Origin of the sequence: Alcaligenes sp. MMA, assembly GCF_020907215.1 — a bacterium.
Taxonomy (GTDB): domain Bacteria; phylum Pseudomonadota; class Gammaproteobacteria; order Burkholderiales; family Burkholderiaceae_B; genus Alcaligenes; species Alcaligenes aquatilis.
In genome coordinates, this window is the sequence record NZ_JAJJPP010000001.1 from 509529 (window position 1) to 535323 (window position 25795).

A 25795-nucleotide genomic window follows, 5' to 3' on the forward strand; every position below is an offset into this window, starting at 1 on the left:
GGCTAGGCAGAATAGAGGCTTTGCGCATTGTTTTAACCCCTTGATGGCGTTCACGCAGCAGTCAGGCAAAGTCTGCATCAATATCCCGGTTTTGCTGGTGCTATTTCACGCAATACGCGCAGCATGGACGGCCTGAGAGGGAACGGAATTAATCATGATAGCGTCATCAGAAACTATGGCGTCGCCGCCCTTGGTTCCAGTGCTGGCGGTCGTTGGAGTCGGTTTGATTGGCGGCTCTTTGACTCTGGCGCTCAAGCGCTCCGGGGCTGTTGGAAAAGTGCTGGGTGTAGGTAGGCAACTGAAGAGCTTGCGACGAGCTCAGGAGCTGGGCTTGATCGACGAGGTCGCCACGCTGGAACAAGCCGCGCAGCAAGCAGACTTGATTGTGCTGGCTACGCCTATTGGTGCCATGGCCTCGACATTGAAAAGCCTGCGTCCCCATTTGCGCGACCATACATTGATTAGCGACGCAGGCAGCACCAAGGTCGATGTGGTCAGTGTGGCGCGTGAGGCGCTGGGGGATCGTATCGGCCAGTTTGTTCCCGGCCACCCTATTGCGGGCGCGGAAACCGTAGGCCCGGAAGCCGCACGTGCTGATCTTTACGACGGCCGTAATGTCATTTTGACCCCTCTGGAAGAAAACAGTGTCAGTGCACGCGAACGTTTGATTGCGGTTTGGGAGGCCTGCGGGGCGCGGGTCATGTTGATGGACCCGGCTACGCACGACGAAGTGCTGGCCTCGGTCAGCCATGTGCCGCATTTTCTATCCTCGGTCTTTATGTGGCAGGTAGCCTCCAGTGCGAACTCGGATCAACGCTTCGCCTTGGCGGGGACGGGCTTTCGGGATTTCACCCGTATTGCCGCCGGTTCGCCGGAGGTGTGGCGCGATATTTTCCTGAGCAATCGCGAGGCTGTCCTGGGGCAGTTACAGGAAGTGCGCCAAGCCCTGGATCAGGCTGAACAGGCCTTGCAGGATCAGGATGGTCAGGCTTTATACGAATTTTTAGAGCGCGCTGCTTTAGCGCGCCGTTTTTGGGCAAGTAGGAGTGGTTTGCAATGAGTCAGAGTGACAGTCTTGTTTTGAACCCGGTCAGTCGTGCCAGCGGGCAACTGCAATTGCCAGGGTCCAAGAGCATTTCCAATCGAGCCCTTTTGCTGGCCGCTTTGGCCCAAGGGCAAACCCGCCTGGAAGGTTTGCTGCACTCGGATGATACCCGCGTCATGATGGCTGCTTTGCAGCAAATGGGCGTGGCGGTGCAGGATCTTGGGCAGGGCGTGGTGGTGATTGACGGTGGCGCTCCTTTTGCACATCGCGATGCCGATCTGTTTTTGGGGAATGCCGGCACGGCTTTCCGTTCCTTGACCGCTGCCTTGGGTTTGATGGGAGGGCGCTTCAATCTTAGCGGTATTGCTCGCATGCATGAGCGTCCCATTGGTGATCTGGTAGACGCGCTGCGTAGCCTGGGGGCCGAGGTGCACTACCTGGGTGCGGAAGGCTATCCTCCCCTGGCGATTGGTGAGTTGGCCCAAGCAGATCAGCGTTACGTGTCGGTGAAAGGCTCGGTATCCAGCCAGTTTCTGACAGCCTTGTTGATGGCCGCACCCTTGTTGACCACTCGTACGGGCCAGCCTTTACGTATTGAAGTGCAAGGGGAGTTGATCTCCCAGCCCTATATTGAAATCACCCTGGCCATGATGGCGCGTTTCGGTGTGAAGGTAGAGCGCGACGGTTGGAGCAGCTTTACGGTCCCTGCCGATGCTACTTATGTCAGCCCCGGTTTGTATGCCGTGGAGGGCGATGCCTCGTCCGCTTCGTATTTCATTGCATTGGGAACGATTGGGGGTGGTCCGCTGCGCATTCAGGGTGTGGGTACAGAAAGTCTGCAAGGTGATATTCAGTTTGCGGATGTGGCCCAGGCTATGGGTGCCCGTATCGAACGCCATGCCAACGAGCTGATTGTCTCTGGCTTGTCCGTGGCCAAGGGCGACAAGCTCAAGGCCTTTGATCTGGACTTTAACCACATTCCCGACGCGGCCATGACGGCGGCGGCCATGGCCATGTTTGCTGATGGTCCTTGCACCTTGCGTAATATCGCCAGCTGGCGCGTGAAGGAAACGGATCGTATTGATGCCATGCAGGCCGAATTGCGCAAACTGGGCGCGACAGTGGAATCCGGGCCGGATTGGCTGACTGTGCATCCTATTGCGGCCGATCAATGGCGTTCAGCCAGCATTGAAACCTATGATGATCACCGCATTGCCATGTGTTTTTCGCTGGCCAGCTTTGGCCCGGTGCCGGTCACTATTCTGGATCCTGCCTGCGTCAGCAAGACGTTCCCCGGGTATTTTTCTGTTTTTGAACAATTGGTGCAGGCATGACAGAACAGAGCATTCCCGTCATTACCATTGATGGTCCTACGGCTTCCGGTAAAGGAACGATTGCCTCTCTGGTTGCGCAGCGGCTGGGCTGGCATACGCTCGATAGCGGTGCCTTGTATCGCTTGACAGCCTTGTCCTGCCTGCGTCGTGGTGTGGATGTGCAGGACGAGGCTCAGGTCCAGCACGCCGCCCAGAACCTGAACGTGCGTTTTGACTACCCCCATATCTACATGGACGGCGACGATGTCAGTGATGCTATCCGTCAGGAAGAAGTGGGTAATCTGGCTTCGCAAGTGGCAGCTCTGCCACTGGTGCGTGAGGCGCTTTTGCAACGGCAGCGGGATTTTCGCGTTGCGCCCGGTTTGGTGGGCGATGGTCGCGATATGGGCACCGTTGTGTTCCCGGACGCGCCTTTAAAGATATTTTTGCTGGCAGATGCAGAAGTGCGAGCCCAAAGACGCTGTAAACAGTTGAGCGAAAAGGGTATTTCTGCTAATCTTACGAGTCTTTTGGCGGATTTGCGTGCGCGCGATGAACGTGATCGTTCTCGAACCCATGCCCCGCTCGTGCCTGCGCAGGGTGCCCACATTGTGGATTCTTCCCAGCTCAGCATCCAGGAAGTTGTAAATAAGGTGCTCGACCTTTGGTCGGGTATTGCGGTCCCGACAGCCTAATCCCGTGCTGATCGGGCTTTGTTCACTCCACCGGGTTCTGCCTGGTGTGTTTTTTATGGCCATTTTGGCTAACGGATTGATTTAATGTCCACTAACCTTCACACAGACGCAACGGGCGGCGAAAGCTTTGCCGATTTGTTTGCAGAAAGCATTAAAAACCAAGACCTGAAAAGCGGCGAAGTTATCTCCGCCGAGGTTCTGCGTATTGACCACAACTACGTTCTGGTCAATGCTGGCCTGAAGTCCGAGGCACTGATCCCTCTGGAAGAGTTCCTGAACGATCAGGGCGAACTGGAAGTTCAAGCAGGTGACTTTGTTTCCGTGGCTATCGATGCCTTTGAAAACGGCTACGGCGACACCATCCTGTCCCGCGACCGCGCCAAGCGTCTGTCGGCCTGGTTGTCTCTCGAGCAAGCGCTTGAGTCCGGCGAGCTGGTCAACGGTACCATCACCGGTAAGGTCAAGGGCGGTCTGACTGTCATGACCAACGGCATCCGTGCCTTCTTGCCTGGTTCGCTGGTTGATCTGCGTCCTGTCAAGGACACCACGCCATACGAAGGCAAGACCCTGGAATTCAAGGTTATCAAGCTCGATCGCAAGCGTAACAACGTTGTGTTGTCGCGTCGCGCTGTGCTGGAAGCCTCCATGGGCGAAGAGCGTCAGAAATTGCTGGAAACCCTGTCCGAAGGCGCTATCGTCAAAGGTATCGTCAAGAACATCACCGATTACGGTGCGTTCGTGGATCTGGGCGGCATCGACGGTCTGCTGCACATCACCGACATGGCATGGCGCCGTGTTCGTCACCCATCCGAAGTTCTGCAGGTGGGTCAGGAAATCGAAGCCAAGGTTCTCAAGTTCGATCAGGAAAAGAGCCGCGTCTCCCTGGGCGTCAAGCAGCTGGGCGAAGATCCATGGATCGGTCTGGCACGTCGCTACCCACAAAACACCCGTTTGTTCGGCAAGGTTACCAACCTGACCGATTACGGTGCATTTGTTGAAGTGGAAGACGGTATCGAAGGTCTGGTTCACGTATCCGAAATGGATTGGACCAACAAGAACGTTGACCCACGCAAGGTTGTGACCTTGGGTGAAGAAGTCGAAGTCATGGTTCTGGAAATCGACGAAGATCGTCGTCGTATCTCCTTGGGCATGAAGCAGTGCCGTGCCAACCCATGGGAAGATTTCGCCATCAACTTCAAGCGCGGTGACAAGGTTCGCGGTGGCATCAAGTCCATCACCGACTTTGGCGTGTTTGTTGGTCTGCCAGGCGGCATCGACGGTCTGGTTCACCTGTCCGACCTGTCCTGGTCCGAGACGGGCGAAGAAGCCGTTCGCAACTTCAAGAAGGGCGACGAAGTTGACGCCGTGGTTCTGGGTATCGATACCGACAAAGAGCGCATTTCCCTGGGTATCAAACAGCTGGAAGGCGATCCATTCAACAACTTCGTAGCGACTTACGACAAGGGTGCTGTGGTTAGCGGCGTCGTCAAGTCGGTCGAAGCCAAGGGTGCGGTTGTTACTCTGTCGCTGGACGTTGAAGGCTACCTGCGCGCTTCCGAGATCTCCTCGGGTCGTGTTGAAGATGCCACGACGGCTCTGAAAGAAGGTCAGGAAATTGAAACCATGATCTTGAGCGTGGATCGCAAGACCCGTTCGATTCAGTTGTCCATCAAGGCTCGTGATACTGCCGAAACCGCTCAATCCATGGCCCGCCTGACCGAAGCCAGCGCTTCGTCCGGTACGACCAATCTGGGTGCTCTGCTGCGTGCCAAGCTGGACCAGCAGCAACGTGACGACGGTTAATCAGCGTGACAAAGTCTGAGCTGATCGCGTTGTTGGCCAGTCGCTATCCGCAGCTGGCTCTGCGCGATATGGATTTCGCCGTGAAAACGGTTTTGGATTCGATGACCCAGGCTCTGGCCAGTGGTCAGCGGATCGAAATCCGAGGGTTTGGCAGTTTTTCGCTCTCTACCCGCTCGCCGCGGGTAGGGCGCAATCCCAAATCCGGTGAAAAAGTGATGGTGCCTGGTAAACAGGTGCCTCACTTCAAAGCGGGTAAGGAGTTGCGCGAGCGAGTCGATTCTGTCTTTCTTGAGCAAGAGCAAATCGAGGCGGACGACCAGTCCTCAGCCTTCGAGCAGCTCAATGCGAGAGTCCGTCACGGTTAAGACCTACTTGCACACTGATTACACAGGCCCTTTACAGGGCCTGTTTTGCGTGTGCGCTAAATTCCGCTTGCACGTACAATCAGACATTATAAAAACACTGTTGGAGCCCTAAAAATGCGCTATCTAGTCTGGGTACTGCGTCTGCTCGTTTTTGTGATTGTGCTGCTGTTCGCACTGAAAAACACCGAACCCGTGCAGGTCAGCTTCTTTGCCGAGCATATTATTCAAGACGTCCCGCTGATCGTCGTGATGCTGGCCGCGTTTATTTTAGGCTTGGTGTTGGGGCTGCTTTTGATGGTGGGTGCAGTCATGCGCCGCCGTCGCGAGGTCAACCGCTTGCGCCGCGAAATGGACCGTTTGCAAGACAGGCTCGAGCAAGTGCAGCAAGCGCCTGTGAATACGGCTGCTGTTGCGCCCGAGACCGTCGCCCCCTTGGCGCCTTTGTAAGCCGTTGGAGTAAACAGTGGATTTTGAAACCTGGTGGTTGGTTTTTGTACCCATTCTTTTTGCCTTGGGTTGGGTCGCAGCACGGGTGGATTTTCGGCAAATGATGTCCGAAACCCGCACGTTGCCGGACTCCTATTTCAAGGGGTTGAACTTCCTGCTCAATGAAGAGCCGGATCGTGCCATTGATGCGTTTGTGGAAGTGGCCAAACTGGACCCTGAAACCACCGAGCTGCACTTTGCACTGGGCAGCCTGTTTCGCCGTCGAGGCGAAATGGAGCGCGCTATCCGTGTGCATCAAAGTTTGCTGTCGCGTGCCGATCTGCCTGTTGCAGATCGTGAAAATGCCCAGTTTCAGATTGCCCAGGATTTCCTCAAAGCTGGCATGCTGGATCGGGCTGAAGCCGCTTTTGAGGCGGTGCGTGAAACGCGGTTTGCGATACCGGCCATGCGCGCTTTGATTCGTATTTATGAGTCCGAGCATGATTGGCCACGTGCGATCGAAGCGGTGCGCCGCCTGCGAGCCCTGGTCGATGAGCCCGTGCCGCAGTTGGTGCATTACCAGTGTGAGCAGGCCGAGGGGGCCTTGCAGGGCAAGCAGCCTGATTTCGAACGTGCTGCCAAAGCCTTGGACGAGGCTGATAATGCCATTCGCAAATTGGGTACTGGCCAGGGCATGTATGCCTCCCAGGCTCGGGTTGCTGGTTTGCGTGCTCGTGTTGCGCGTATGCAAGGGCAGAACGAGCAGGAGCGTGCCTATCTGGTGTCCATCCTGAGCAGTGCCCCCGAATATGTGGGTCTGTACGCTACCGAGTTGCTGGACAGTTATCGCAAGCTGGGTCGTGGTGAAGAAGGTGTTGCCATGCTGCGCAGTCATTATCAGCAGCACCCCAGCCTGGATATTTTCAATGTGCTGTTCCGCGTTCTGCGTGAGCAGGAAGGCCATTTGCAGGCCTGGGCCTTTGCGCGCGATGCCTTGCGCGCCCATCCTTCTTTATTGGGTCTGGACAAGATGCTGGAAGTCGAACTCCAGGATCAAGGGCAGAGCAAAGAAGGTGCCGAAGGCGCAGAAGCGGTCGGTGTCGATCAAATTATTGCGGGCGCGGATTTAAGTCTGCTGCGTTCTTTGATTCACAGGCATACACAGCGCCTGGATCGATATTCTTGCAGTTCTTGCGGCTTTGAGGCTCGCCATTTTTACTGGCAATGTCCTGGTTGCAACTCCTGGGAGACGTATGCCCCTCGGCGCCTTGAGGAGTTGAAATGATGACGTTTCCAGGTGAAGCCGTCGCCGCCAGTCGTGTACTGGTAGTAGGCGATGTCATGCTGGACCGTTACTGGTTTGGTGATGTGGATCGTATTTCCCCCGAGGCCCCTGTCCCCGTGGTCAAGATGGGCCGGGTGGAGGATCGTTTGGGTGGTGCTGCCAACGTGGCGCGCAATATTGCTGCTTTAGGTGCTCAAGCCAGCTTGCTTGGCGTGATTGGGCAGGATGAAGCGGGCAAGACAGTGCAAGACTTGGCGAGAGCCGACCATGTTCAGGCCCACTGGGTGCAAGACCCTCTGATGCCCACTTCCTTGAAGTTGAGAGTACTGGGTCGTCAGCAGCAGTTGTTGCGGGTGGACTTTGAAGAAAGCCCTGCTGACGGCGCTCTGGAGCAGCTACAGCAAAATATGAGCGACCTGTTGGATCAGCATCAGGTGCTGGTTTTGTCTGATTACGCCAAAGGCGCTTTGGCGCAGGTGGAAAGCCTGATTGCCTTGGCACGCTCCAAGAATATTCCCGTTTTGGTCGACCCCAAAGGCAAGACCTACGAGCGCTACCAGGGCGCCACTATTCTGACCCCGAATCGTTCGGAAATGCAGGAAGCCGTGGGTGCTTGGAAAGATGAAGATGATCTCATGCGACGCGCCCAGGATTTGCGTCGTAAGCTGAATTTGGAATGCTTGCTGATTACCCGTTCCGAGCAAGGCATGACCTTGTTCACCGAGCAGGGGCGTGAGCATGTGGATGCCCAGGCACAAGAGGTGTTTGATGTCTCGGGTGCCGGGGACACGGTATTGGCAACGCTGGCGGTGATGCGAGCGGCTGGCCTGGATTGGTTGCAGGCCATGCGCTGGGCAAATCGTGCCGGTGGTATCGTGGTCGGAAAATTGGGTACGTCCATTGTGACGGCAAAGGAATTGGCATGATCGTAGTGACCGGTGGCGCTGGCTTTATTGGCAGCAATTTGGTGAAAGGCCTGAACCAGCAGGGTGTGACCGACATTCTGGTGGTGGACGACCTGAGCGATGGCGACAAGTTCGTCAATCTGGTGCATGGTCAAATTGCTGACTATATGGACAAGGATGATTTCCGTGCCCGTTTGGCGCGGGACGAGTTCTCCAATATTGAAGCTGTGCTGCATCAGGGCGCATGTTCGGACACCACCGAGCGCAATGGCCAGTTCATGATGGACAATAACTATCGCGTGACACTGGAAATCTTTGAGTATTGCCAGGCCAAGCGCATCCCTCTCCTGTACGCTTCGTCCGCCGCTGTTTACGGTGCGGGCCCGCTGTACGCCGAAGACCTTAGTAACGAAGCCCCTTTGAATGTTTACGGTTATTCCAAGTTCCTGTTCGACCAAGTGCTGCGTCGTCATCTGGATAGACTGAGCGCACCCGTGGTGGGTTTGCGCTACTTTAATGTCTACGGTCCACAAGAGCAGCACAAAGGGCGCATGGCATCGGTGGCTTATCACAATATGCTGCAATACCGCCGTGACGGTCATGTGCTGCTGTTTGGTGGTTGGGATGGTTATGTGGATGGTGGCCAGCAGCGCGACTTCGTCTTTATTGATGACGTGGTGTCGGTGAATCTGCATTTCCTGGGTCAAGACAAGCAGTCCGGTGTTTTCAATTGCGGTTCGGGTCGTGCTCAGCCATTCAATGATGTGGCCCAAACGGTCGTCAACACCTTGCGCGAACACGATGGTTTGCCTGCCTTGGAATTGGAAGATTTGGTGACGCAACAGTTCCTGCAATACATCCCATTCCCGGATGATTTGAAAGGCCGTTATCAAAGCCACACGCAGGCTGACTTGACTCAATTGCGTGCCGCTGGCTACGACAAGCCTTTCCATGACGTGCAGACCGGCGTGGCCGAGTACGTACGTCGTCTGCTTCAGTCAGGCGCTCTGCGTTAAGAGCCAGGACAAGAAAGTCCATGCGGGCTGCCACGCATGGCTAAACGCGCGCTTCTGGCCGCTTTTTCAATCATCTAGGCGGCACCATAAAGGCTTCTTTTCAAGGAGCCTTTATCATGTGTACCTCTGCCCAGTCGTCCCCTGTTTCCAATCGCCAGTTGCGTTCGATGCAACGCTGGTGTGGTGCTGTTTTGCGCGTCCTGCTTGCCCTATGTTTGTTTGGGCCTTGGGGGTTGGCGACGGCAATCGACCTGAATACCGCGGATGCCCAGCAGCTCCAGCAAATCAAGGGCATTGGCCCCCGGACGGCCGAGCTGATCCTTGAGGAACGTCAGCGTGGTGGCCCCTTTGATTCTCTACAGGATTTGGCAGACCGGGTTAAAGGGATAGGTGCCAAAAAGATTATTACGATGGAGCAGTCGGGTTTGAAAGTGGAGCCCGCCAAGGCGGCCAGCAAGGCCGTTTCCAATACGGTCGGCGCGGATATAAGAAGAAAGCCGTAGCTCTGGGCGTAGACTCGCTTTAAGCTAGTGGTTTGTTGAGTCTGCATGGGCAGTCAGTGCGAGCTGGCTGCCTTCTTGTTCAAGGTAAGAGATTGATCGATGAAAAACTATCCCACCATTGAAGATACCGTTGGCCAAACCCCTTTGGTGCGCTTGCAGCGTATTCCGGGCGAGTTTGGGCAGGCACGCGGTAATGTCTTGTTGGCCAAGCTGGAAGGCAATAACCCTGCCGGTTCGGTCAAAGACCGGGCGGCCAGTTCCATGATTCAAGAGGCTGAACGTCGCGGCGACATCAAGCCGGGAGACACCTTGATCGAGGCTACCAGCGGCAATACGGGTATTGCGCTGGCCATGATTGCGGCCGTACGTGGCTACAAAATGATTTTGATCATGCCCGATAACTTGTCGCTGGAGCGTCGTGCGTCCATGACAGCGTATGGTGCGAAGTTGATTCTGACGCCCGCCGATCAAGGAGGCATGGAGTACGCTCGTGATCTGGCGCTGAAGATGCAGGCCGAAGGGCAGGGCAAGGTGCTGGACCAGTTTGCCAACAAGGACAATCCAGCAGCTCACGTGCACAGCACTGGTCCGGAAATCTGGAAGCAAACCGACGGGCAGGTTACGCACTTTGTCAGCGCTATGGGTACGACCGGCACCATCATGGGTGTGGGTAATTACTTGCGCAGCCAGAACAGTGGCATTGTGGTGGTGGGTGCTCAACCTGCACCAGGGGCGCAAATTGCCGGCATTCGTAAATGGCCAGAAGAGTACTTACCCAAGATTTACGATCCATCCAAAGTGGATCTGTTCGAGGAAATCGGCCAGCAAGAGGCCGAGATCATGACGCGCCGTCTGGCCGCTGAAGAAGGAATCTGCGCTGGCATTTCGTCTGGCGGTGCCTTGGTGGCCGCTATGCGCGTTGCTCAGCGCGTAGAAAACGCCACGATCGTTTTTATTGTGTGCGACCGTGGCGACCGTTACCTGTCTACCGGCATCTTTAATTAATTAGGGTTGCTATAACCCATTTGTTTAGCCAGTTCGGAAGCCAGGTCGGCGACCGAGCTGGCATAAAAATAACTGCGGTTGTAATGGGTAATGGCAAAGAAGTTGGGCGTACCCAGGCGATACTCCGTGGTATTGCGTGGCTCATCCACCAGGTTCACCACACCTAATTGAGCCTGCTGCCAAGGGCCTGCATTGTGGCTCTGGCCCTTCATTTTGGCACCGGCATTAGTCAATTGCGTCCAGCTCAGCTTGGGGTAGATGCCGCCGTCCACCATGCCTTTGTTCGCGTTACTCAACTCAACCGGCGCAAAAACGGGTAAGCCAGGTTCCCAGCCATGTGCCCGCAAAAAATTGGCAATCGAAGCCATGGCATCGGCGGGATTGTTGCGCAGATCAATGCGGCCATCTCCGTTACCGTCCACGGCATAGCGTATCAGGCTGCCGGGCATGAATTGGGACATACCCATGGCACCGGCGAACGAACCTTGAGCAATCCGGGCATCCAGCTCCCCTTGATAGTGAAGTTCGATCAGATCAGCCAATTGATCGCGGAATAGTTGACCGCGCTCGGGCCGACTGTCGTCCGGATAGGCAAAGCCCAGCGTAAATAGGGCGTCCAGCACCTTGAAATCACCCATGATTTTTCCGTAGACGGTTTCCACGCCCAGGATGGCCACAATAATTGAGGGTGGCACGCCATAGTCTTTGGAGGTCTGCTCCAGCGCCAATCGATGCTTTTGCCAGAATTGGACGCCACCTTGAATGCGGGCTGGGTCTACATTGCGTTTTTTATACGTTACCCAGCTGCGTTTGATGCGCCCTTTGGTGGGACGCATTAATCTGGCAGCGGTCTCGTTATATTGGGCTTGCTGCAAAATATCAGTGACCAGATCCAATGGGATGTCGCGTGCTGTTGCCACTTCCTGGGCGTAGGCCGCAATATCATCGTTTAATTCACCGTTTAATTTTAAAAACTGTGTCCGGCCAGAACGGGACTGGCCAGCCTGAATGGATTGGGGTTCGGCTAAGGCCTTGATTGTGATGGCCTCAGTATTTTTTGTTGGGGTCAGGAAAACCGCGCCGTTATTGGGTTTGGTGTCCGAAGACGGAGCTTGTGAAGTGGTGGAAGCGCAGCCGGCAGTGCTCAGCGCGATCAGTACTGCTTGCAAAATTCGAGTGGGTCTGAACATAATCCATCCTCATGGAGACACTATATTTTATCCATCCATCGTGCCATTTGCATGAGATGGGTCGATGGCATCCGGAAAGTCCGCAGCGGCTCGATGCCATAAATGATCAACTGCTATCCAGCGGTCTGGCATCCTATCTGGCTCAGCGACAAGCTCGGCTGGCCACGGATGAGGATATTTTGCGGGTGCATGATGCTGCTTATGTGCAAAAGCTAAAAGAGCAATTGCCCAAGCAGGGGTATTTCAATATCGATCCTGACACCCTGATGAATCCCCATACCCTGGAAGCTGCCTATGCCGCTGCCGGGGCGGGTCTGGATGCCGTCGATGGCGTCATGAATGAAGGGGCGGCCGGTGCATTTTGTGCTGTACGACCTCCTGGGCATCATGCCGAGCGGGCGCGGGCGATGGGGTTTTGTTTTTTCAACAATATCGCTGTCGCTGTAGCCTATGCCTTGGAAAAATATGGCCTCAAGCGGGTGCTGATCGTCGATTTTGATGTGCACCACGGCAATGGAACCGAACAGATTTTTGCCGGCGACGATCGAGTTCTGATGTGCAGTTTTTTTCAGTCCCCGTTTTTTCCTGATTCCTTTCAGGACCCGGCAGCGCAAAACATGGTAAATATACCGGTTGAGGCCTACACCAAGTCTGCTCAGATTATCGATCTGTTCAAGCAGGTTTGTTTGCCCCGCATAGAGGCTTTTGCCCCTGAAATGGTCTTTTTCTCGGCAGGCTTTGATGCTCACCGTGAAGACGAGATGGGACAGCTAAGCCTGGTTGAAGCCGATTATGCGGAATTGACTGCCATGGTGGTCCAAGCCTGTGCGCCCAGTGCCGGACATCGTCTGGTCAGTATGCTGGAAGGGGGGTACGATCCCTCGTCCCTGGGACGTAGCGTGGTGGCCCATATCAAGGCCTTCGCCGGGCTTTAGGCGATTGGCTCCGGGCTTTGGAATTCTTCCAAAGCCTTATTTCAACAGAACAATTTTTATTTAAGACTGCACTGGAGAACATTACATGAAGGTGTTAGTACCCGTGAAACGCGTAGTTGACTATAACGTCAAGGTGCGCGTGAAATCTGACCAAACCGGGGTGGACATTGCCAATGTGAAAATGTCCATGAACCCCTTTGACGAAATCGCTGTCGAAGAGGCCACCCGCCTCAAAGAAAGCGGTGCAGCCACTGAAGTGATTGCTGTTTCTTGCGGTGTGGCGCAAAGCCAGGAAACCTTGCGCACGGCGCTGGCCATTGGGGCTGATCGGGCCACTTTGGTACAAACCGACGTCGAGTTGCAGCCTTTGGCCGTGGCCAAGCTGATCAAGGCCGTGGTGGACAAAGAACAGCCTCAGTTGGTGATCCTGGGCAAACAGGCGATCGACGATGACGCCAACCAGACCGGCCAGATGCTGGCTGCCTTGCTGGACTGGCCACAAGCCACATTTGCCAGCAAAGTTGAAGTGTCGGGCGATAGCGTATCGGTCACTCGTGAAGTGGACGGTGGCCTGGAAACACTGAAACTGAGCCTGCCTGCCGTGATCACTACTGACCTGCGCTTGAACGAGCCTCGTTACGTGACACTGCCCAACATCATGAAGGCCAAGAAAAAGCCGTTGGAAACCCTGACTCCTGAAGAACTGGGCATTGATGTGGCTCCTCGTATCAAAACCTTGAAAGTGACCGAGCCCCCAGCTCGTGCTGCTGGCATCATGGTGCCCGATGTTGCCACACTGGTCGAGAAACTGAAGAACGAAGCGAAGGTGATTTAAATGGCTATCCTTGTTATTGCCGAGCACGACAATCAGCAGCTGAAGGCTGCAACACTCAATGCCCTGGCTGCCGCTCAGAAGATCGGCGGTGATGTGCATGTTCTGGTCGCGGGTAATCAGGCCGCTGGCGTGGCCCAGGCGGCTGCCAAAGCCCAGGGTGTCAGCAAAGTGCTGCTGGCCGATGGGCCTGCATTGGCTGAGGGTCTGGCCGAGAACGTGGCAGCCCAAGTGCTGGCCATTGCTTCGAACTACAGCCACATCCTGTTCCCTGCCACCGCTTCGGGCAAGAACATTGCTCCTCGCGTGGCCGCTAAGCTGGATGTCGCCCAATTGTCGGACATCTTGTCCGTCGAGTCGGCAGACACCTTCACCCGTCCGATTTATGCCGGTAACGCTGTGGCCACCGTTCAGTCCAGCGATGCCGTGAAAGTGATCACCGTGCGTACCACCGCGTTTGACGCTGTGGCCGCTGAAGGTGGTAGTGCCGCTGTTGAGGAGCTGAGCGCTGTGGCAGATTCGGGCCGTTCGACGTTCGTCAGCCGTGAAGTAGCCAAGAGCGACCGTCCTGAACTGGCAGGTGCCGGTGTGGTCGTGTCCGGTGGCCGTGGTATGGGCAGCGCCGAAAACTTCAAATTGCTGGACGGTCTGGCTGACAAGCTGGGTGCTGCCCTGGGTGCCTCGCGCGCTGCAGTGGACGCCGGCTATGCACCGAACGACTGGCAGGTGGGGCAGACCGGTAAGATCGTCGCTCCTCAGTTGTACGTGGCTGTGGGTATCTCTGGTGCCATCCAGCACTTGGCTGGCATGAAGGACTCCAAGGTCATTGTGGCCATCAATAAAGATCCCGAAGCGCCTATTTTTGGCGTGGCTGACTACGGTTTGGTCGCGGACCTGTTTGAGGCTGTGCCTGAGTTAGAAAAAGCGCTCTAAGCGCCAAACGGCCTGCTGGATACTTTTCCAGCAGGCTTTTTTTCAGTGCGTATACCCCAGGGGCCTGGTTGTGGCTTCGGTCCTTTTTGTTTCTGTGTAGGAGTGTTCATGACGTATCGTGTACCCACCCAAGACATCCGCTTTGCACTTAAAGAGCTGGCTGATCTACCTGGTGTGCTGGAATTGCCTGGCTTTGAGGATTTCTCGGCCGAGTTGATCGATGCCATTATTGATGAGAACGCCCGCTTCGTTGAGCAGGAAGTCGCACCTTTGAACCGCGCCGGTGATCAGAATGGTGCCAAATGGAATGACGGTGTGGTCACCACCACACCCGGCTTTAAAAAAGCCTTTGAAGAATTTGCCAAAGCCGGCTGGCAAGGTTTGCAGCACGAAGCTGAACTGGGCGGCCAAGGCCTGCCCAAGCTGATCGGTGCCGTGGCGTGTGAAAACATCAATGCCGCCAACCTGGCTTTTTCCCTGTGTCCTTTGCTGACCGATGGCGTGATCGAAGCCGTGTCTATGGTGGGTTCAGACGAACAGAAAGAACGCTTCCTGCCGCCTTTGCTGGAAGGCCGCTGGACCGGCACCATGAACCTGACTGAGCCTCAGGCCGGTTCGGATCTGGCCCAGGTTGCCAGCCGCGCAGTTCCTCAAGATGACGGCAGCTATCGCATCAGCGGGCAAAAGATTTTCATCACTTACGGTGAGCACGATATGGCCGAGAACATCGTCCATCTGGTGCTGGCCCGCACGCCCGACGCACCTGCCGGCGTGAAAGGGATTTCGCTATTTATCGTGCCCAAGTTCATGGTGAAAGACGATGGCTCTTTGGGCGCTCGTAACGACGTCTGGTGTGCATCGCTGGAGCACAAGCTAGGCATTCATGGCAGCCCAACCGCTGTACTGTTGTATGGCTCAGGCAAAGGCGATGTGGGCGAGGGCGCTGTCGGCTATCTGGTCGGCAAGGAAAACGAAGGCCTGAAGTACATGTTCATCATGATGAACGCGGCTCGTTACGCGGTGGGCGTGCAGGGTATCGCCGTGGCCGAACGTGCATTCCAGCAGGCCCTTGACTACGCCAACGATCGTGTGCAGGGTGCGCCTCTGACTGGCGGCAAGGCCGTGTCGATTGCCCATCACCCCGACGTGCAGCGCATGCTGGTGCAAATGCGTGCCCTGACGGAAGGCTCCCGCGCGTTGGCGTACTTCGCCGCTGGTGTGAACGACAAGGCGCGTCACAGTGCAGATGAAAATGCCCGCAAGCGTTATCAGGCTCTGTACGAATTCCTGGTGCCTGTGGTCAAGGGTTTCAGCACTGAAATGTCTCTGGAAGTCACTTCCCTGGGTGTGCAGGTGCATGGCGGTATGGGCTTTATCGAAGAAACCGGTGCGGCCCAGCACTACCGCGATTCGCGCATTTTGCCTATCTATGAAGGCACCACTGCCATTCAGGCCAACGACTTTATCGGTCGCAAGGTGCTGCGTGATGCCGGCGCTGTGATCCAGGGCCTGGCTCCGGAGCTGGGCGCGACTGTTGCCAAGCTGCGTGAACGTGCGGCTCAAGGTGGTGAGCACAAAGCTGCACTGACCCTGATCGCTGATCGTTTGGAGGCAGGTGTCAAGAGTGTGGAACGTGCTGCCATGTTCACCTTGATGAACGCTCAGAAAGACCTGCCTGCCGTGTTCCTGGGCAGCGTACCTTTCCTGATGCTGTCCGGCTATGTGTTGACCGGCTGGCAGATGGCTCGTGCCGCCTTGGCAGCAGAAAAAGCACTGAGCGAAGGTGATCAGGATCCATTCCTGCGCCGCAAGCTGTCGACCAGCGTGTTCTTTGCCAGCCACTTGTTGCCACGTGCTAATGCTTTGGCTCAATCCGTGGCTGATGGTGCGGAGCTGATGCCTTACCTGACGACCGAACTGCTGTAAGCCGACCTGGCTCAAGCCATCAAGGCCCGTGCAGTTGTTTGGCTGCCGGGCCTTTTTTCGGTATATTGATATAGCTTTAAATTATTTGAAACGCGCTCTTTATACTGACAAAATCATCTGACTAGTCCTGATCATTTAAGTTGACGATCTCCTGATCGCGGCTGCATTTCAAAAAGAGGAACGCAATGGCTACACTTCGTCTGGGTGACCTGGCCCCTGATTTTGAACAAAAATCCTCCGCCGGCACCATCAAGTTTCACGAGTTTCTGGGTAATAGCTGGGGCGTCTTGTTCTCCCACCCAGCCGACTTTACGCCTGTGTGCACCACCGAACTGGGTTATACCGCCAAGCTGGCGGACGAGTTCGCCAAGCGCGACGTAAAAGTAATTGCTGTTTCCGTTGATGATGTTGATTCCCACGGCAAGTGGATTGACGATATCAACGAAACTCAAAAAACCACCGTTAATTTCCCCATCCTGGCTGACGCGGACCGCAAGGTGTCGGATCTGTACGATATGATCCACCCCAACGCCAGCACCACCGTGACAGTGCGTTCGGTGTTTATCATCGACCCTGCCAAGAAAGTGCGTCTGATCATTACGTACCCTGCCAGCACGGGCCGCAACTTCAACGAAATTCTGCGCGTGATCGATTCCCTGCAACTGACCGACAGCCACAGCGTGGCTACGCCAGTGAACTGGGAAGACGGCGACGATGTGATTATCGTTCCTAGCCTGAAAGATCCTGAAGTTCTGAAGCAGAAGTTCCCTAAAGGCTACACCGAGATTCGTCCCTACCTGCGTGTGACGCCTCAGCCTAACAAGTAATTGCTACTTGGCCTTTAGGCTCAGACAGAAAGCCCTCCTGCTTATGGCACGAGGGCTTTTTTGTGGGCATCGTTACGGTATGGAACTACTGTGCAAAGCACTGGATGCAAGTGGCTTTTCAGTCGCGAAGACGGTTAGGGCAGGGATGGTACGCTTTATGGTCAATTGGCTGTAAGTGGCGTCAGGACTGGGTTTGCAGTGTGTCAGTGGGGCAAGCGCAACATCATGACAGGTACTGATTGCACTGGTTGCTGGTTTTAAGTACAGTACTGTATAAGAAAACAGTAAATGGAGTTAGCCATGTCTAGTCCAAGCCGTCATTACCGTCCGCAAGCCACTCCACGTTTCCGTGGCCCGGTTCGCTCTGCAGCTTCTTCCAGTCCATTTAACAAGCCCTTGTCTTTCAAAGCCAAGGTCATGGATGTGTGTTTGGTTGCTGTGTGGGGTGCCAGTATTCCTGGCTTGTTATGGTTGGGCAGCATGGGCGGGTTTTGAAGCCACGTCCTTGTGCTGCTCCAGAGGGGGCGATCAGGGCACCAGTTGTGTCCAGTCGTTTGACAGGAAGCGGTCGCGTGCCAGTTTTTCGGCCTGTTCCAATGTTGAAGTGGGTAGTGTGCCGGGGTTAAGAACCGTCTTTTTGCGGAATATATCCAGCATGGCTTCTATAACCGCTTCACGGCTCATACCTGTTTGGCTGCGGATAGGGTCCACGCGTTTCTTGGCACTGGTAGTGCCTTTGTCCGAGAGCTTTTCTTTGCCGATGCGTAGAACTTCCAACATCTTGTCAGCATCAATGTCGTAGGCCATGGTGACATGATGCAAGACGGCATTGCCACGTCGTGCTTGTGCGGCACCCCCAATTTTTCCACCGGCGCTGGTAATGTCGTTCAGCGGTTGGTACCAGGCATCAATACCAATGTCGCGCAGGGCTTCAATGACCCATGAGTCCAGAAACTCGTAGGACTCCTGAAAGGTCATGCCAGCTACAAATTGTTTGGGTACGCTAAGCGAATAGGTAATGGTATTGCCAGGTTCGATAAACATGGCGCCACCGCCACTGATGCGACGCACCACACGAATACCGTGATGGGCGGCGGCCTCGGCTTCAATTTCATTTCGCAGGGACTGGAAACGTCCAATCACTACAGCAGCTTCCTGCCACTCCCAGATACGCAGGGTAGGGGCGCGGGTGCCTTCACTGACTTCCTGGGTAATAATTTCATCCAGCGCCATATGCAGGGCAGCGGGCTGCGGCTCCATATGGATCAGCTCCCAAGGCAACTCGTTCCAGCTCATCATGCCAAGGCCCTCCGCACGACCACGCCAATCGCCTGCGAGTCCAGGCCGAACATATCGATGTTGGTAGGTAGGGCGCGGCTAACGTGAGCCGCAATTTCTTCGGCGCTGCTATTGACGGACAAGCCCTGTAGGGCTTGATTGATCAGGCCCAGTGCTTCGGGAGGTTCCAGAAAGAAATCGCCGCTCAGTCGTGCTTGTTCGATCATATGGTCTTTGACATCCAGATCGATCACGACCAGCTTGCCGCCAGGAACTTTGTATTCAGCATGCATAGACTGTGTCCTTTAATAAGGTCGGCCCTTTTTGCCAAGGGAGAGGCGAAGCGAGTAAATCTGCGCTTTTACTGCGTTTAATACAGGGGCATGATGCCCAAAGTGTCGTATTTTAACGTAGTTAAACGCCTGGAAACGCAGCCGTAATCACTCAAAAGGCTTGGTGATTTAAGCCTTTTACTGATAGAATCATTGGCTAATCATTTTTTCATCCTCTGTCAGCGCGATTTTTATAATGTGTGCGGCTGATACGATGGTTTTGGAGTCAATCGTGGATTTGATCGCTATTCTTGAGCAAGAAGAAATCCAGCGCCTGACCGGTGGCAAGCTGCCTCCCGAGTTCGGTCCTGGTGACACTGTTGTTGTGAACGTAAACGTGGTTGAAGGTACACGCAAGCGCGTGCAGGCTTACGAAGGCGTGGTTATTGGCCGTCGCAACCGTGGTCTGAATTCTGCTTTCACCGTTCGCAAGATTTCTTCTGGCGAAGCCGTTGAGCGTACATTCCAACTGTACTCCCCGCAGATCGCCAGCATCGAAGTCAAGCGCCGTGGCGCTGTACGTCGTGCTAAACTGTACTATCTGCGCGAACGCTCGGGTAAAGCCGCTCGCATCAAAGAAAAACTCGTTCGTCGTTCGGGTAACTAATCCCCTAGCGAACAGCGATGCAAAGGCACCCAGGCGGGTGCCTTTGTCTTTATGTGGGATCACTACCCGTTCTTATGGATAAGCCTCGTATCAGGCCCGTTATCGTTCCTGGGTTCGACCCTCGCAGCCAGCCCCTGGTTGCATTAGACGCTTTGCCTGAATTGCCTGCTCAGGCCCAACAACTGGATTTTCTGCGTAGTGCCTTTGCCCAGCCCATCCAGTGGCAGGTCGAGCCGTTGTTTCGCGGCTCCTTTTATCCAGAGTTTTTGCCCGGTTCCATGAATGTGCGCTCCGCCGTGTGTATTGGCGTGATGCAGCGCCCGGAGGGGCCCACCGTCATTTTACACGTCGGGCCATGCATTTGCATAACCATGCTGGGCAGATCAGTTTTCCTGGTGGGCGTATAGAGGCGTCGGATCTGGGGCCCGTAGAAGCGGCCCTGCGTGAAACCCAGGAAGAGATCGGCATCGAGCCGCGCTTTGTGCGTTACCTGGGTCAGCATCCTATTTTTGTCACCAGTACCCAGTTTGCAATGCGCCCCATTATTGGCGAGTTGCAAGAGGGCTTTCAGGTCTTGCCCGATAGTTCCGAAGTGGCCGAGGTTTTTGAAGTGCCCTTGTCGGTCTTGTTAGACCCGCAGCGCCATCAGTTGCACCACGCGGATTTGCCGGATGGGGCGGGACGCTATTACTTTTCGATTCCTTGGGGCTCATATTTTATCTGGGGTGCCACAGCGGTCTTGATCCGCAATCTCTACCACCATTTGTCGGCTGCCTGGGTGCAGTTGTCCGCTGGCGGGGATACTCGGTCCAACGGCCTGTAATCAGGCCTGACAAGCGGGCACTCTAGCAGCGGATCCTGCCTTCAAAAAAAAGGGGCGTTGTGTTTCGCCCCTCATTCCCTTAATAACGTGGCTTGTTTTCGTGCTCGGCCAGTAGTCGTTGGTATAGCGCGTGCCGCTCAGGGTGGATGCTGCCTGCTTCGATAGCGGCCAGTACGCCACAGCCCGGCTCATGCCTGTGGGTGCAGTTATAAAAGCGGCAGGACTCCACGGCTTTGCGAAAGTCGGGGAAACCGTGCGCAATATCTTCCTGTGTCATGTGCGACAGGCCAAAGGCCTGGAAACCGGGGCTGTCGATCAGGTCGCCACTATTGGGCAGGTGATACAGGCGGGTACTGGTGGTGGTATGGCGGCCTGCGCCTAAAGCTTGCGAGTATTCCTGGGTTAGTGCGCCTGCATCCGGGACCAGGGCATTGAGCAAGGTGGATTTGCCCATGCCGCTTTGTCCCAGCAGCAAGGTGCGTTTGTTCGCCAGCCAAGGGGCCAAGGCTGCGCGTGTCTGTTCCGGCTCCAGTGCAACCATTTCCAGAATAGGCACACCCAGAGCGGCAATAGGGGCTAGCTTGGTTCTAGCTCGTTCCAGATGGGTGCCCAGGTCGGCTTTGTTCAGAATGATCACCGGCTCAATATCTACACTCCAGGCTGCGACCAGGGCGCGCCCCAGCAGGTCTTCGGAATAAGCAGGTTCGGGCGCGACCACAATGAGAAGCTGATCGATATTGGCCGCAAACTGTTTGGTGCGGAAATCGTCAGAGCGATACAGCAGATTGCGTCGCTCCTGCACCGCTTCAATAGAGCCTTCTCCTTTGGCCTGCATCAGTACATTGACCTGATCGCCAACCGCAATTCCGGCTTTTTTTCCGCGTGGAAAGCACTTGATGGTTTCGCCATCAGGCAGCTCGACAAAGTAGTGGCGACCGTGGGCGGCGGTCACCAGACCGCTAATATAGTGAGATGTCATGCCAGGCTTTTCAGGTGTCGGATGCGATCAATCGCGTTGGGGTGGCTATCGTAAAAGGCAGAGTGCACAGGGTCGGGTGTCAGGGTTGCGGCATTGTCGTTATAGAGCTTGAGCAGGGCGCTGATCAAGTCTTGGGCCTGGCTGTGCTGGGCGGCAAAGCTGTCGGCCTGATACTCATCCCGGCGAGAGAGCAGGGCGCTCAAGGGGCCCATCCAGAAGGTGAAGGTGGGTACCACCATGAAGAACAGGATCAGAGCCAGGGCATCGTTGGGGCGGCCCAGTTGGGGAATGACGCCCAGCCCGGTATAAAAACCCACCTTGCCCCAGGCCCAGCCAGCCAGCAGGAAAAAGATCAGGGATGTGAGCACGCTGATCAGCAGGCGACGTTGTATATGGCGATGTTTGAAGTGACCCAGCTCATGCGCCAGCACGGCTTCCACTTCTTCGGGTTGCAGCTTGTTTAGCAAGGTATCAAAAAATACGATGCGTTTTTGGCGACCCAGGCCGGTGAAGTACGCATTGCCATGGGCGGAGCGGCGCGAGCCATCCATTACGTACAAGCCATTGGTCTGAAAGCCGCAACGCTGCGCCAGGGCATTGATGCGCTCACGCAGGCTGGTATCTTCCAGCGGTTTGAATGTATTGAAAATGGGGGCGATAACACGCGGGTACAGCCACAGCACTAGCAGGTTGAAAACCAGCCACAGTCCCCAGCCGTACCAGGGCCAGGATGGGCCAGCCCAATCCATCAGACTGAGCAGGGCGGCACACAAGGGGGTACCCAGAATCAGGACGATAAGCAGCGTTTTGGCGATATCGGCAAAGAACAGCGCGGGCTTCATGCGGTTAAAACCAAAGCGTGCTTCCAGTACAAATTTGCGATACCAGGCAAAAGGTAGGCCTACGACCCCCATAATCGCTAATACCGCGCCAATCAGGGCGAGCTGACGCAGCAGCTCATGGCTGATCCAGTTGCCCAGCGTGACATCCAGCCATTGCAAGCCTCCCAGCAGCGTAAAGCCTAGCAGCACCAGGGCTTCGACCAGACGCTCGCTCAAGCCCAGTCGGGTGCGTGCGATGGTGTAGCGCGCTGCACGTTGATGGCTATGCAGGCCAATGCGTTCGGAAAACTCGGCAGGCACCTCGTTTTGATGACGATAAACGTGCCGGATCTGCCGCAGGCCTAGATAAAAGCGCAGCAAAACGTCTGCAAGCAGAAAGATAATGAACAACAAGGTCAGCATGTAGGTGGCTATATGTAAAATGGGCGTTTTGAGGAATGATTATATGGCGGTTCATACACAGCGTCTGGTCTGGCTCGATATGGAGATGACAGGACTGGATCCGGACAAAGAGCGCATCATTGAAGTTGCGGTCGTGGTAACAGAAGCAGACTTGACTCTGGTGGCCGAAGGCCCGGTTCTGGTGGTTCATCAAAGCAATGCATTGCTCGATGGCATGGACGCCTGGAACAAGGGTACGCATGGCCGCAGTGGCCTGATCGACAAGGTCAAAGCTTCTACCCTGACCGAGGCGCAGGCCGAGGACCAGTTGCTGGACTTCCTGAAAGAGCACGTACCGGCTGGCAAATCGCCTTTGTGCGGCAATACCATCAGTCAGGACCGCCGTTTCATGTACCGCTACATGCCCCGCCTGGAAGCCTTCTTTCACTACCGTAATCTGGATGTCAGTACGCTCAAAGAGCTGGCCTTGCGTTGGAAGCCTGAAGTGGTTAAAAGTTTCGTCAAGCAAAGCCGTCACGAGGCCTTGGCCGATATTTATGAGTCCATTGACGAGCTGAAACACTACCGCGAGCACTTCATCCGTCTGTAAGCAGCAAGAACAGGCAAGGTCGATGTTGCGCGGGTCCGAGCCAGATAGGTAATCGGGCAGCCTGTTCTAGGTGGGGGCGCTTTGGCTGGATTAAAACCGAGGATAGCGATTTGTCGCTCCTCGGTTTTTTTACGTCTAAGTATTTACCCTTAAAGTATCTGTTCTGGGCTCATATGATACGGTTTTGCGATTGACATCACATTTTTCGTATTAAATAATGAAGTGTATATGGTTTGCGTCGAAACAAAATTTGTTTGGGCGCTTTCAGCACTCTTACCGGGGATGGTCATGTATGCACAACTTGTAGAGACAGGCGTCAAGCAGGTCCAGGATGTCGAGCAGATGTCCGACGAAGAACGTCGGTTCCAAGAGCGCATCGATGAGGGTGTCCGCATCGAAGCCAGGGACTGGATGCCCGAAGCCTATCGCAAAACCTTGGTGCGCCAGATCTCTCAGCACGCGCACTCCGAGGTCGTCGGGATGCTGCCTGAAGGCAACTGGATTACCCGCGCCCCTTCGCTCAAACGCAAAGCCATCTTGATGGCCAAGGTGCAGGATGAGGCCGGTCACGGTCTGTACCTGTACAGCGCTGCCGAAACACTGGGCGTAGGCCGTGACAAGCTGGTCGATGACTTGCTGTCGGGCAAAGCCAAGTATTCCAGCATTTTTAATTACCCCACACTGAACTGGGCCGATATCGGCATGATCGGCTGGCTGGTTGACGGCTCAGCCATCATTAACCAGATTCCGCTGTGCCGTTGCTCCTATGGTCCTTACGCCCGTGCCATGGTACGTGTGTGCAAGGAAGAATCCTTCCACCAGCGCCAGGGTTACGACTTGCTGCTCCAGATGTGCTTGCATGGCACGCCCGAGCAAAAGGCGATGGTTCAGGATTCCATCAACCGCTGGTGGTGGCCTGCCTTGATGATGTTCGGTCCTTCCGATGCGGACTCCACCAACAGCGCTCAGTCCATGCAGTGGAAAATCAAGCTGTTCTCCAACGACGAACTTCGTCAGAAGATGGTGGATCAGACCGTACCTCAGGCCGAGTACCTGGGCCTGACCATTCCCGACCCTGATCTGCGCTGGAACGAAGAGCGCGGTCACTACGACTTTGGCGAGATTGACTGGGAAGAATTCTGGGCAGTGATCAAGGGCAATGGTCCCTGTAATCGTGAGCGACTCCAAGCCCGAGTCCAGGCCCACGAAAATGGCGCCTGGTTCCGTGATGCACTGGATGCCCATGCCCAAAAGCAGGAAGGCGTCCGCAAGGTAGCCTGATCATCAAGGCTAAGAAGCCGGTACGGTTTCTGATTCGATCCGATTCGCAGCAGGCGCTTTGACAGCACCGCTGCACAGCAAGGAATTTTCAGTTATGAGCAAGAGCGATTGGCCCCTGTGGGAAGTTTTCATTCGCAGCCAGCACGGCCTGGCCCACAAACATGTGGGCAGCCTGCACGCTCCGGACGCCGAAATGGCGATTAACAATGCCCGCGATGTGTACACCCGCCGTAATGAAGGCGTGAGCATCTGGGTCGTGCGTGCCGCCGATATCGCGGCCTCCAGCCCTGGCGACAAAGGCCCGCTGTTCGAGCCTTCCAACAGCAAGGTCTACCGCCACCCTACTTTTTTCCCAATGCCTGACGGCATCAATATGTAGGAACCGGCATGGACAAAGCCCTGTTTTCTTACGCCCTGCGCATGGGCGATTCCACCTTGGTGCTGGCACAGCGTCTGGGTGAGTGGACTGGCCACGGCCCGGCTCTGGAAGAAGAGTTGGCCTGTGCCAATACCGCACTGGACCTGTTGGGTCAGGCTCGCATGTGGCTGACTCTGGCTGGCGAAACCGAAGGCCAGGGCCGTGACGAAGATCGTCTGGCCTATCACCGTGATGTTCACGAGTACACCAACTACCTGCTGGTCGAGCGCGAGAATGGTCACTATGGCGACACGCTGGCACGTCAGTTTCTGTTTGATGCCTGGCATTGCTTCCTGCTGGAGCAGTTGATCGAATCCAGCGACGAGCAGATTCGTGAAATTGCCCAGAAGGCGCATAAGGAAGTGCTGTATCACCTGCGGCGCTCGACCGACCTGATTGTGCGCCTGGGCGACGGTACGCCAGAGAGCCACAAACGCATGCAGCAAGCCATTGATGATGCCTGGTTCTACCTGGGTGAGTTGTTTCTGGATGACGAGATCACCGAGGAACTGGCTCAGCGCCAAGCCGTGCCTTTGATGGCCAGTCTGTGGCAGCCTTGCCTGGAATACATCCAAAATGCGCTCGAGCGTGCCACCTTGCGTTGCCCGGCCGAGCAGGATGCTCAGCACAAGGCTTATCGCGGTGGTCCACAAGGCCGCCACACGGAAGCGTTAGGGTATCTGCTGGCGGAAATGCAGCATCTGCCACGTATGTACCCCGACGCCACTTGGTGATCGTCATGACACAGACCTGGAGCACCGAGCAGGTCATGCAAGTATTGGCCACGGTTCCAGATCCGGAGATCCCCGTGATCTCCTTGCTGGACCTGGGCATTGTGCGTGACGTGAATTGGGAGCAGGGCGTGTGTGTGGTCACCATCACACCGACTTACTCCGGTTGTCCGGCGATGTACGAGATGAGCCACTCGATTGAACAGGCCTTGCAACAGGCCGGTATCGAGCAGGTTCGGGTAGAGACGAAGTTATCACCGGCCTGGACGACCGATTGGATGAGCGAGCAGGGCAAAGTGGCCTTGCGCGACTACGGTATCGCTCCTCCGGCCCAAAGTGCAGTTGATATTTCTGGTTTGCTGCGTCAGCCCGAGGCGCCCGTGGTGGCCTGTCCTCAATGCGGCTCCACGCATACACGGGTAATCAGCCAGTTTGGCTCTACACCCTGTAAGGCGCTGTATCGCTGCATCAGCTGCGGTGAACCATTCGATTACTTTAAGGCGCATTAG

At 55.6% G+C, this 25795-nt stretch carries 30 protein-coding genes; 25 read left to right on the forward strand and 5 right to left on the reverse strand.

The window, feature by feature from the left end:
- The first annotated feature begins 175 nt into the window (after nt 1-175).
- The 11 genes from LNA76_RS02265 to cysM all read left to right on the forward strand — a co-directional run bounded on the left by LNA76_RS02265 (nt 176) and on the right by cysM (nt 10361).
- Complete coding sequence (locus LNA76_RS02265) at nt 176-1060, forward strand: prephenate dehydrogenase (protein WP_094197125.1); 885 nt, start codon at nt 176-178, stop codon at nt 1058-1060.
- Entirely contained in the window at nt 1057-2379 is a 1323-nt protein-coding gene (gene aroA / locus LNA76_RS02270) for a 3-phosphoshikimate 1-carboxyvinyltransferase (RefSeq protein ID WP_230017805.1), read from the forward strand. The genes LNA76_RS02265 and aroA overlap by 4 nt, the downstream gene beginning before the upstream one ends.
- Entirely contained in the window at nt 2376-3053 is a 678-nt protein-coding gene (gene cmk / locus LNA76_RS02275; RefSeq protein WP_094197123.1) for a (d)CMP kinase, read from the forward strand. Before aroA ends, cmk begins: the two co-directional genes overlap by 4 nt.
- Before the next feature lie 84 nt (nt 3054-3137).
- A complete protein-coding gene (gene rpsA / locus LNA76_RS02280) occupies nt 3138-4856 on the forward strand; it encodes a 30S ribosomal protein S1 (RefSeq protein WP_022983279.1) in 1719 nt (572 codons plus the stop codon).
- Between the two features lie 5 nt (nt 4857-4861).
- Nucleotides 4862-5221 (forward strand): integration host factor subunit beta, encoded by a 360-nt coding sequence (locus LNA76_RS02285; RefSeq protein WP_026482971.1) that lies wholly within the window; start codon nt 4862-4864, stop codon nt 5219-5221.
- Nucleotides 5222-5335: 114 nt separating this feature from the next.
- The gene (locus LNA76_RS02290) at nt 5336-5668 is read left to right on the forward strand and encodes a lipopolysaccharide assembly protein LapA domain-containing protein (RefSeq protein WP_094197122.1); all 333 of its coding nucleotides are present in this window, start codon (nt 5336-5338) and stop codon (nt 5666-5668) included.
- Between the two features lie 16 nt (nt 5669-5684).
- On the forward strand, nt 5685-6932 hold the full coding sequence (gene lapB, locus LNA76_RS02295) for a lipopolysaccharide assembly protein LapB (protein WP_108727675.1): 1248 nt from the start codon (nt 5685-5687) through the stop codon (nt 6930-6932).
- A complete protein-coding gene (rfaE1, locus tag LNA76_RS02300) occupies nt 6929-7858 on the forward strand; it encodes a D-glycero-beta-D-manno-heptose-7-phosphate kinase (protein WP_094197120.1) in 930 nt (309 codons plus the stop codon). Before lapB ends, rfaE1 begins: the two co-directional genes overlap by 4 nt.
- The gene (gene rfaD, locus LNA76_RS02305) at nt 7855-8853 is read left to right on the forward strand and encodes an ADP-glyceromanno-heptose 6-epimerase (RefSeq protein ID WP_094197119.1); all 999 of its coding nucleotides are present in this window, start codon (nt 7855-7857) and stop codon (nt 8851-8853) included. Before rfaE1 ends, rfaD begins: the two co-directional genes overlap by 4 nt.
- 116 nt (nt 8854-8969) lie before the next feature.
- Nucleotides 8970-9356, forward strand: a complete 387-nt coding sequence (locus LNA76_RS02310) for a ComEA family DNA-binding protein (RefSeq protein WP_230017806.1) — start codon at nt 8970-8972, stop codon at nt 9354-9356.
- A 99-nt stretch (nt 9357-9455) separates the two neighbouring features.
- The gene (gene cysM / locus LNA76_RS02315) at nt 9456-10361 is read left to right on the forward strand and encodes a cysteine synthase CysM (RefSeq protein ID WP_094197117.1); all 906 of its coding nucleotides are present in this window, start codon (nt 9456-9458) and stop codon (nt 10359-10361) included.
- Here cysM and mltB read toward each other — a convergent pair.
- Entirely contained in the window at nt 10358-11551 is a 1194-nt protein-coding gene (gene mltB / locus LNA76_RS02320) for a lytic murein transglycosylase B (RefSeq protein WP_230017807.1), read from the reverse strand. The two genes, cysM and mltB, sit on opposite strands and share 4 nt — an antisense overlap.
- Nucleotides 11552-11562: 11 nt before the next feature.
- On the opposite strand from mltB, the gene LNA76_RS02325 reads away from it, so the two are divergent.
- From LNA76_RS02325 to LNA76_RS02350, 6 genes are all read left to right on the forward strand, one after another.
- On the forward strand, nt 11563-12486 hold the full coding sequence (locus LNA76_RS02325; RefSeq protein ID WP_162496896.1) for a histone deacetylase family protein: 924 nt from the start codon (nt 11563-11565) through the stop codon (nt 12484-12486).
- Between the two features lie 85 nt (nt 12487-12571).
- Entirely contained in the window at nt 12572-13321 is a 750-nt protein-coding gene (locus LNA76_RS02330; RefSeq protein ID WP_094197115.1) for an electron transfer flavoprotein subunit beta/FixA family protein, read from the forward strand.
- Complete coding sequence (locus LNA76_RS02335) at nt 13322-14251, forward strand: electron transfer flavoprotein subunit alpha/FixB family protein (protein ID WP_086060209.1); 930 nt, start codon at nt 13322-13324, stop codon at nt 14249-14251. It abuts the gene before it with no gap.
- Between the two features lie 108 nt (nt 14252-14359).
- On the forward strand, nt 14360-16177 hold the full coding sequence (locus LNA76_RS02340; protein ID WP_230017809.1) for an acyl-CoA dehydrogenase: 1818 nt from the start codon (nt 14360-14362) through the stop codon (nt 16175-16177).
- Between the two features lie 185 nt (nt 16178-16362).
- Nucleotides 16363-17004: a peroxiredoxin gene (locus tag LNA76_RS02345; protein WP_094197112.1), complete on the forward strand. Its 642-nt coding sequence runs from the start codon at nt 16363-16365 to the stop codon at nt 17002-17004.
- A 300-nt stretch (nt 17005-17304) separates the two neighbouring features.
- Nucleotides 17305-17499 (forward strand): hypothetical protein, encoded by a 195-nt coding sequence (locus LNA76_RS02350; protein ID WP_094197111.1) that lies wholly within the window; start codon nt 17305-17307, stop codon nt 17497-17499.
- A 33-nt stretch (nt 17500-17532) separates the two neighbouring features.
- Here LNA76_RS02350 and LNA76_RS02355 read toward each other — a convergent pair whose 3' ends face one another.
- Nucleotides 17533-18303 (reverse strand): lipoate--protein ligase family protein, encoded by a 771-nt coding sequence (locus LNA76_RS02355; RefSeq protein ID WP_230017811.1) that lies wholly within the window; start codon nt 18301-18303, stop codon nt 17533-17535.
- Entirely contained in the window at nt 18300-18575 is a 276-nt protein-coding gene (locus LNA76_RS02360; protein WP_162496894.1) for a biotin--protein ligase, read from the reverse strand. Before LNA76_RS02360 ends, LNA76_RS02355 begins: the two co-directional genes overlap by 4 nt.
- A 271-nt stretch (nt 18576-18846) precedes the next feature.
- Here LNA76_RS02360 and rplS point away from each other — a divergent pair, with 271 nt between their 5' ends.
- From rplS to LNA76_RS02370, 3 genes are all read left to right on the forward strand, one after another.
- Entirely contained in the window at nt 18847-19221 is a 375-nt protein-coding gene (gene rplS / locus LNA76_RS02365) for a 50S ribosomal protein L19 (RefSeq protein ID WP_094197110.1), read from the forward strand.
- A gap of 74 nt (nt 19222-19295) precedes the next feature.
- Nucleotides 19296-19628: a hypothetical protein gene (locus tag LNA76_RS17975; RefSeq protein WP_326833640.1), complete on the forward strand. Its 333-nt coding sequence runs from the start codon at nt 19296-19298 to the stop codon at nt 19626-19628.
- Nucleotides 19577-20044, forward strand: coding sequence for an NUDIX hydrolase (locus tag LNA76_RS02370; protein WP_326833641.1), 468 nt, complete (start codon nt 19577-19579; stop codon nt 20042-20044). The genes LNA76_RS17975 and LNA76_RS02370 overlap by 52 nt, the downstream gene beginning before the upstream one ends.
- Before the next feature lie 79 nt (nt 20045-20123).
- Here LNA76_RS02370 and rsgA read toward each other — a convergent pair whose 3' ends face one another.
- Both rsgA and LNA76_RS02380 read right to left on the reverse strand, forming a co-directional pair.
- Nucleotides 20124-21023, reverse strand: a complete 900-nt coding sequence (gene rsgA / locus LNA76_RS02375; protein ID WP_230017813.1) for a ribosome small subunit-dependent GTPase A — start codon at nt 21021-21023, stop codon at nt 20124-20126.
- Nucleotides 21020-22267, reverse strand: coding sequence for a M48 family metallopeptidase (locus tag LNA76_RS02380; RefSeq protein ID WP_121739127.1), 1248 nt, complete (start codon nt 22265-22267; stop codon nt 21020-21022). The genes rsgA and LNA76_RS02380 overlap by 4 nt, the downstream gene beginning before the upstream one ends.
- A gap of 43 nt (nt 22268-22310) precedes the next feature.
- Here LNA76_RS02380 and orn point away from each other — a divergent pair, with 43 nt between their 5' ends.
- The 5 genes from orn to paaD all read left to right on the forward strand — a co-directional run bounded on the left by orn (nt 22311) and on the right by paaD (nt 25795).
- Nucleotides 22311-22856: an oligoribonuclease gene (gene orn, locus LNA76_RS02385; protein ID WP_094197107.1), complete on the forward strand. Its 546-nt coding sequence runs from the start codon at nt 22311-22313 to the stop codon at nt 22854-22856.
- A gap of 288 nt (nt 22857-23144) precedes the next feature.
- Nucleotides 23145-24137 carry a 1,2-phenylacetyl-CoA epoxidase subunit PaaA gene (gene paaA / locus LNA76_RS02390; protein ID WP_094197106.1) on the forward strand — a complete coding sequence of 331 codons (993 nt, stop codon included), beginning with the start codon at nt 23145-23147 and terminating at the stop codon, nt 24135-24137.
- A gap of 94 nt (nt 24138-24231) precedes the next feature.
- A complete protein-coding gene (gene paaB, locus LNA76_RS02395; RefSeq protein WP_230017815.1) occupies nt 24232-24516 on the forward strand; it encodes a 1,2-phenylacetyl-CoA epoxidase subunit PaaB in 285 nt (94 codons plus the stop codon).
- Nucleotides 24517-24524: 8 nt separating this feature from the next.
- Nucleotides 24525-25289 carry a 1,2-phenylacetyl-CoA epoxidase subunit PaaC gene (gene paaC, locus LNA76_RS02400; protein ID WP_125276671.1) on the forward strand — a complete coding sequence of 255 codons (765 nt, stop codon included), beginning with the start codon at nt 24525-24527 and terminating at the stop codon, nt 25287-25289.
- A gap of 5 nt (nt 25290-25294) precedes the next feature.
- Nucleotides 25295-25795: a 1,2-phenylacetyl-CoA epoxidase subunit PaaD gene (gene paaD / locus LNA76_RS02405; protein WP_094198381.1), complete on the forward strand. Its 501-nt coding sequence runs from the start codon at nt 25295-25297 to the stop codon at nt 25793-25795.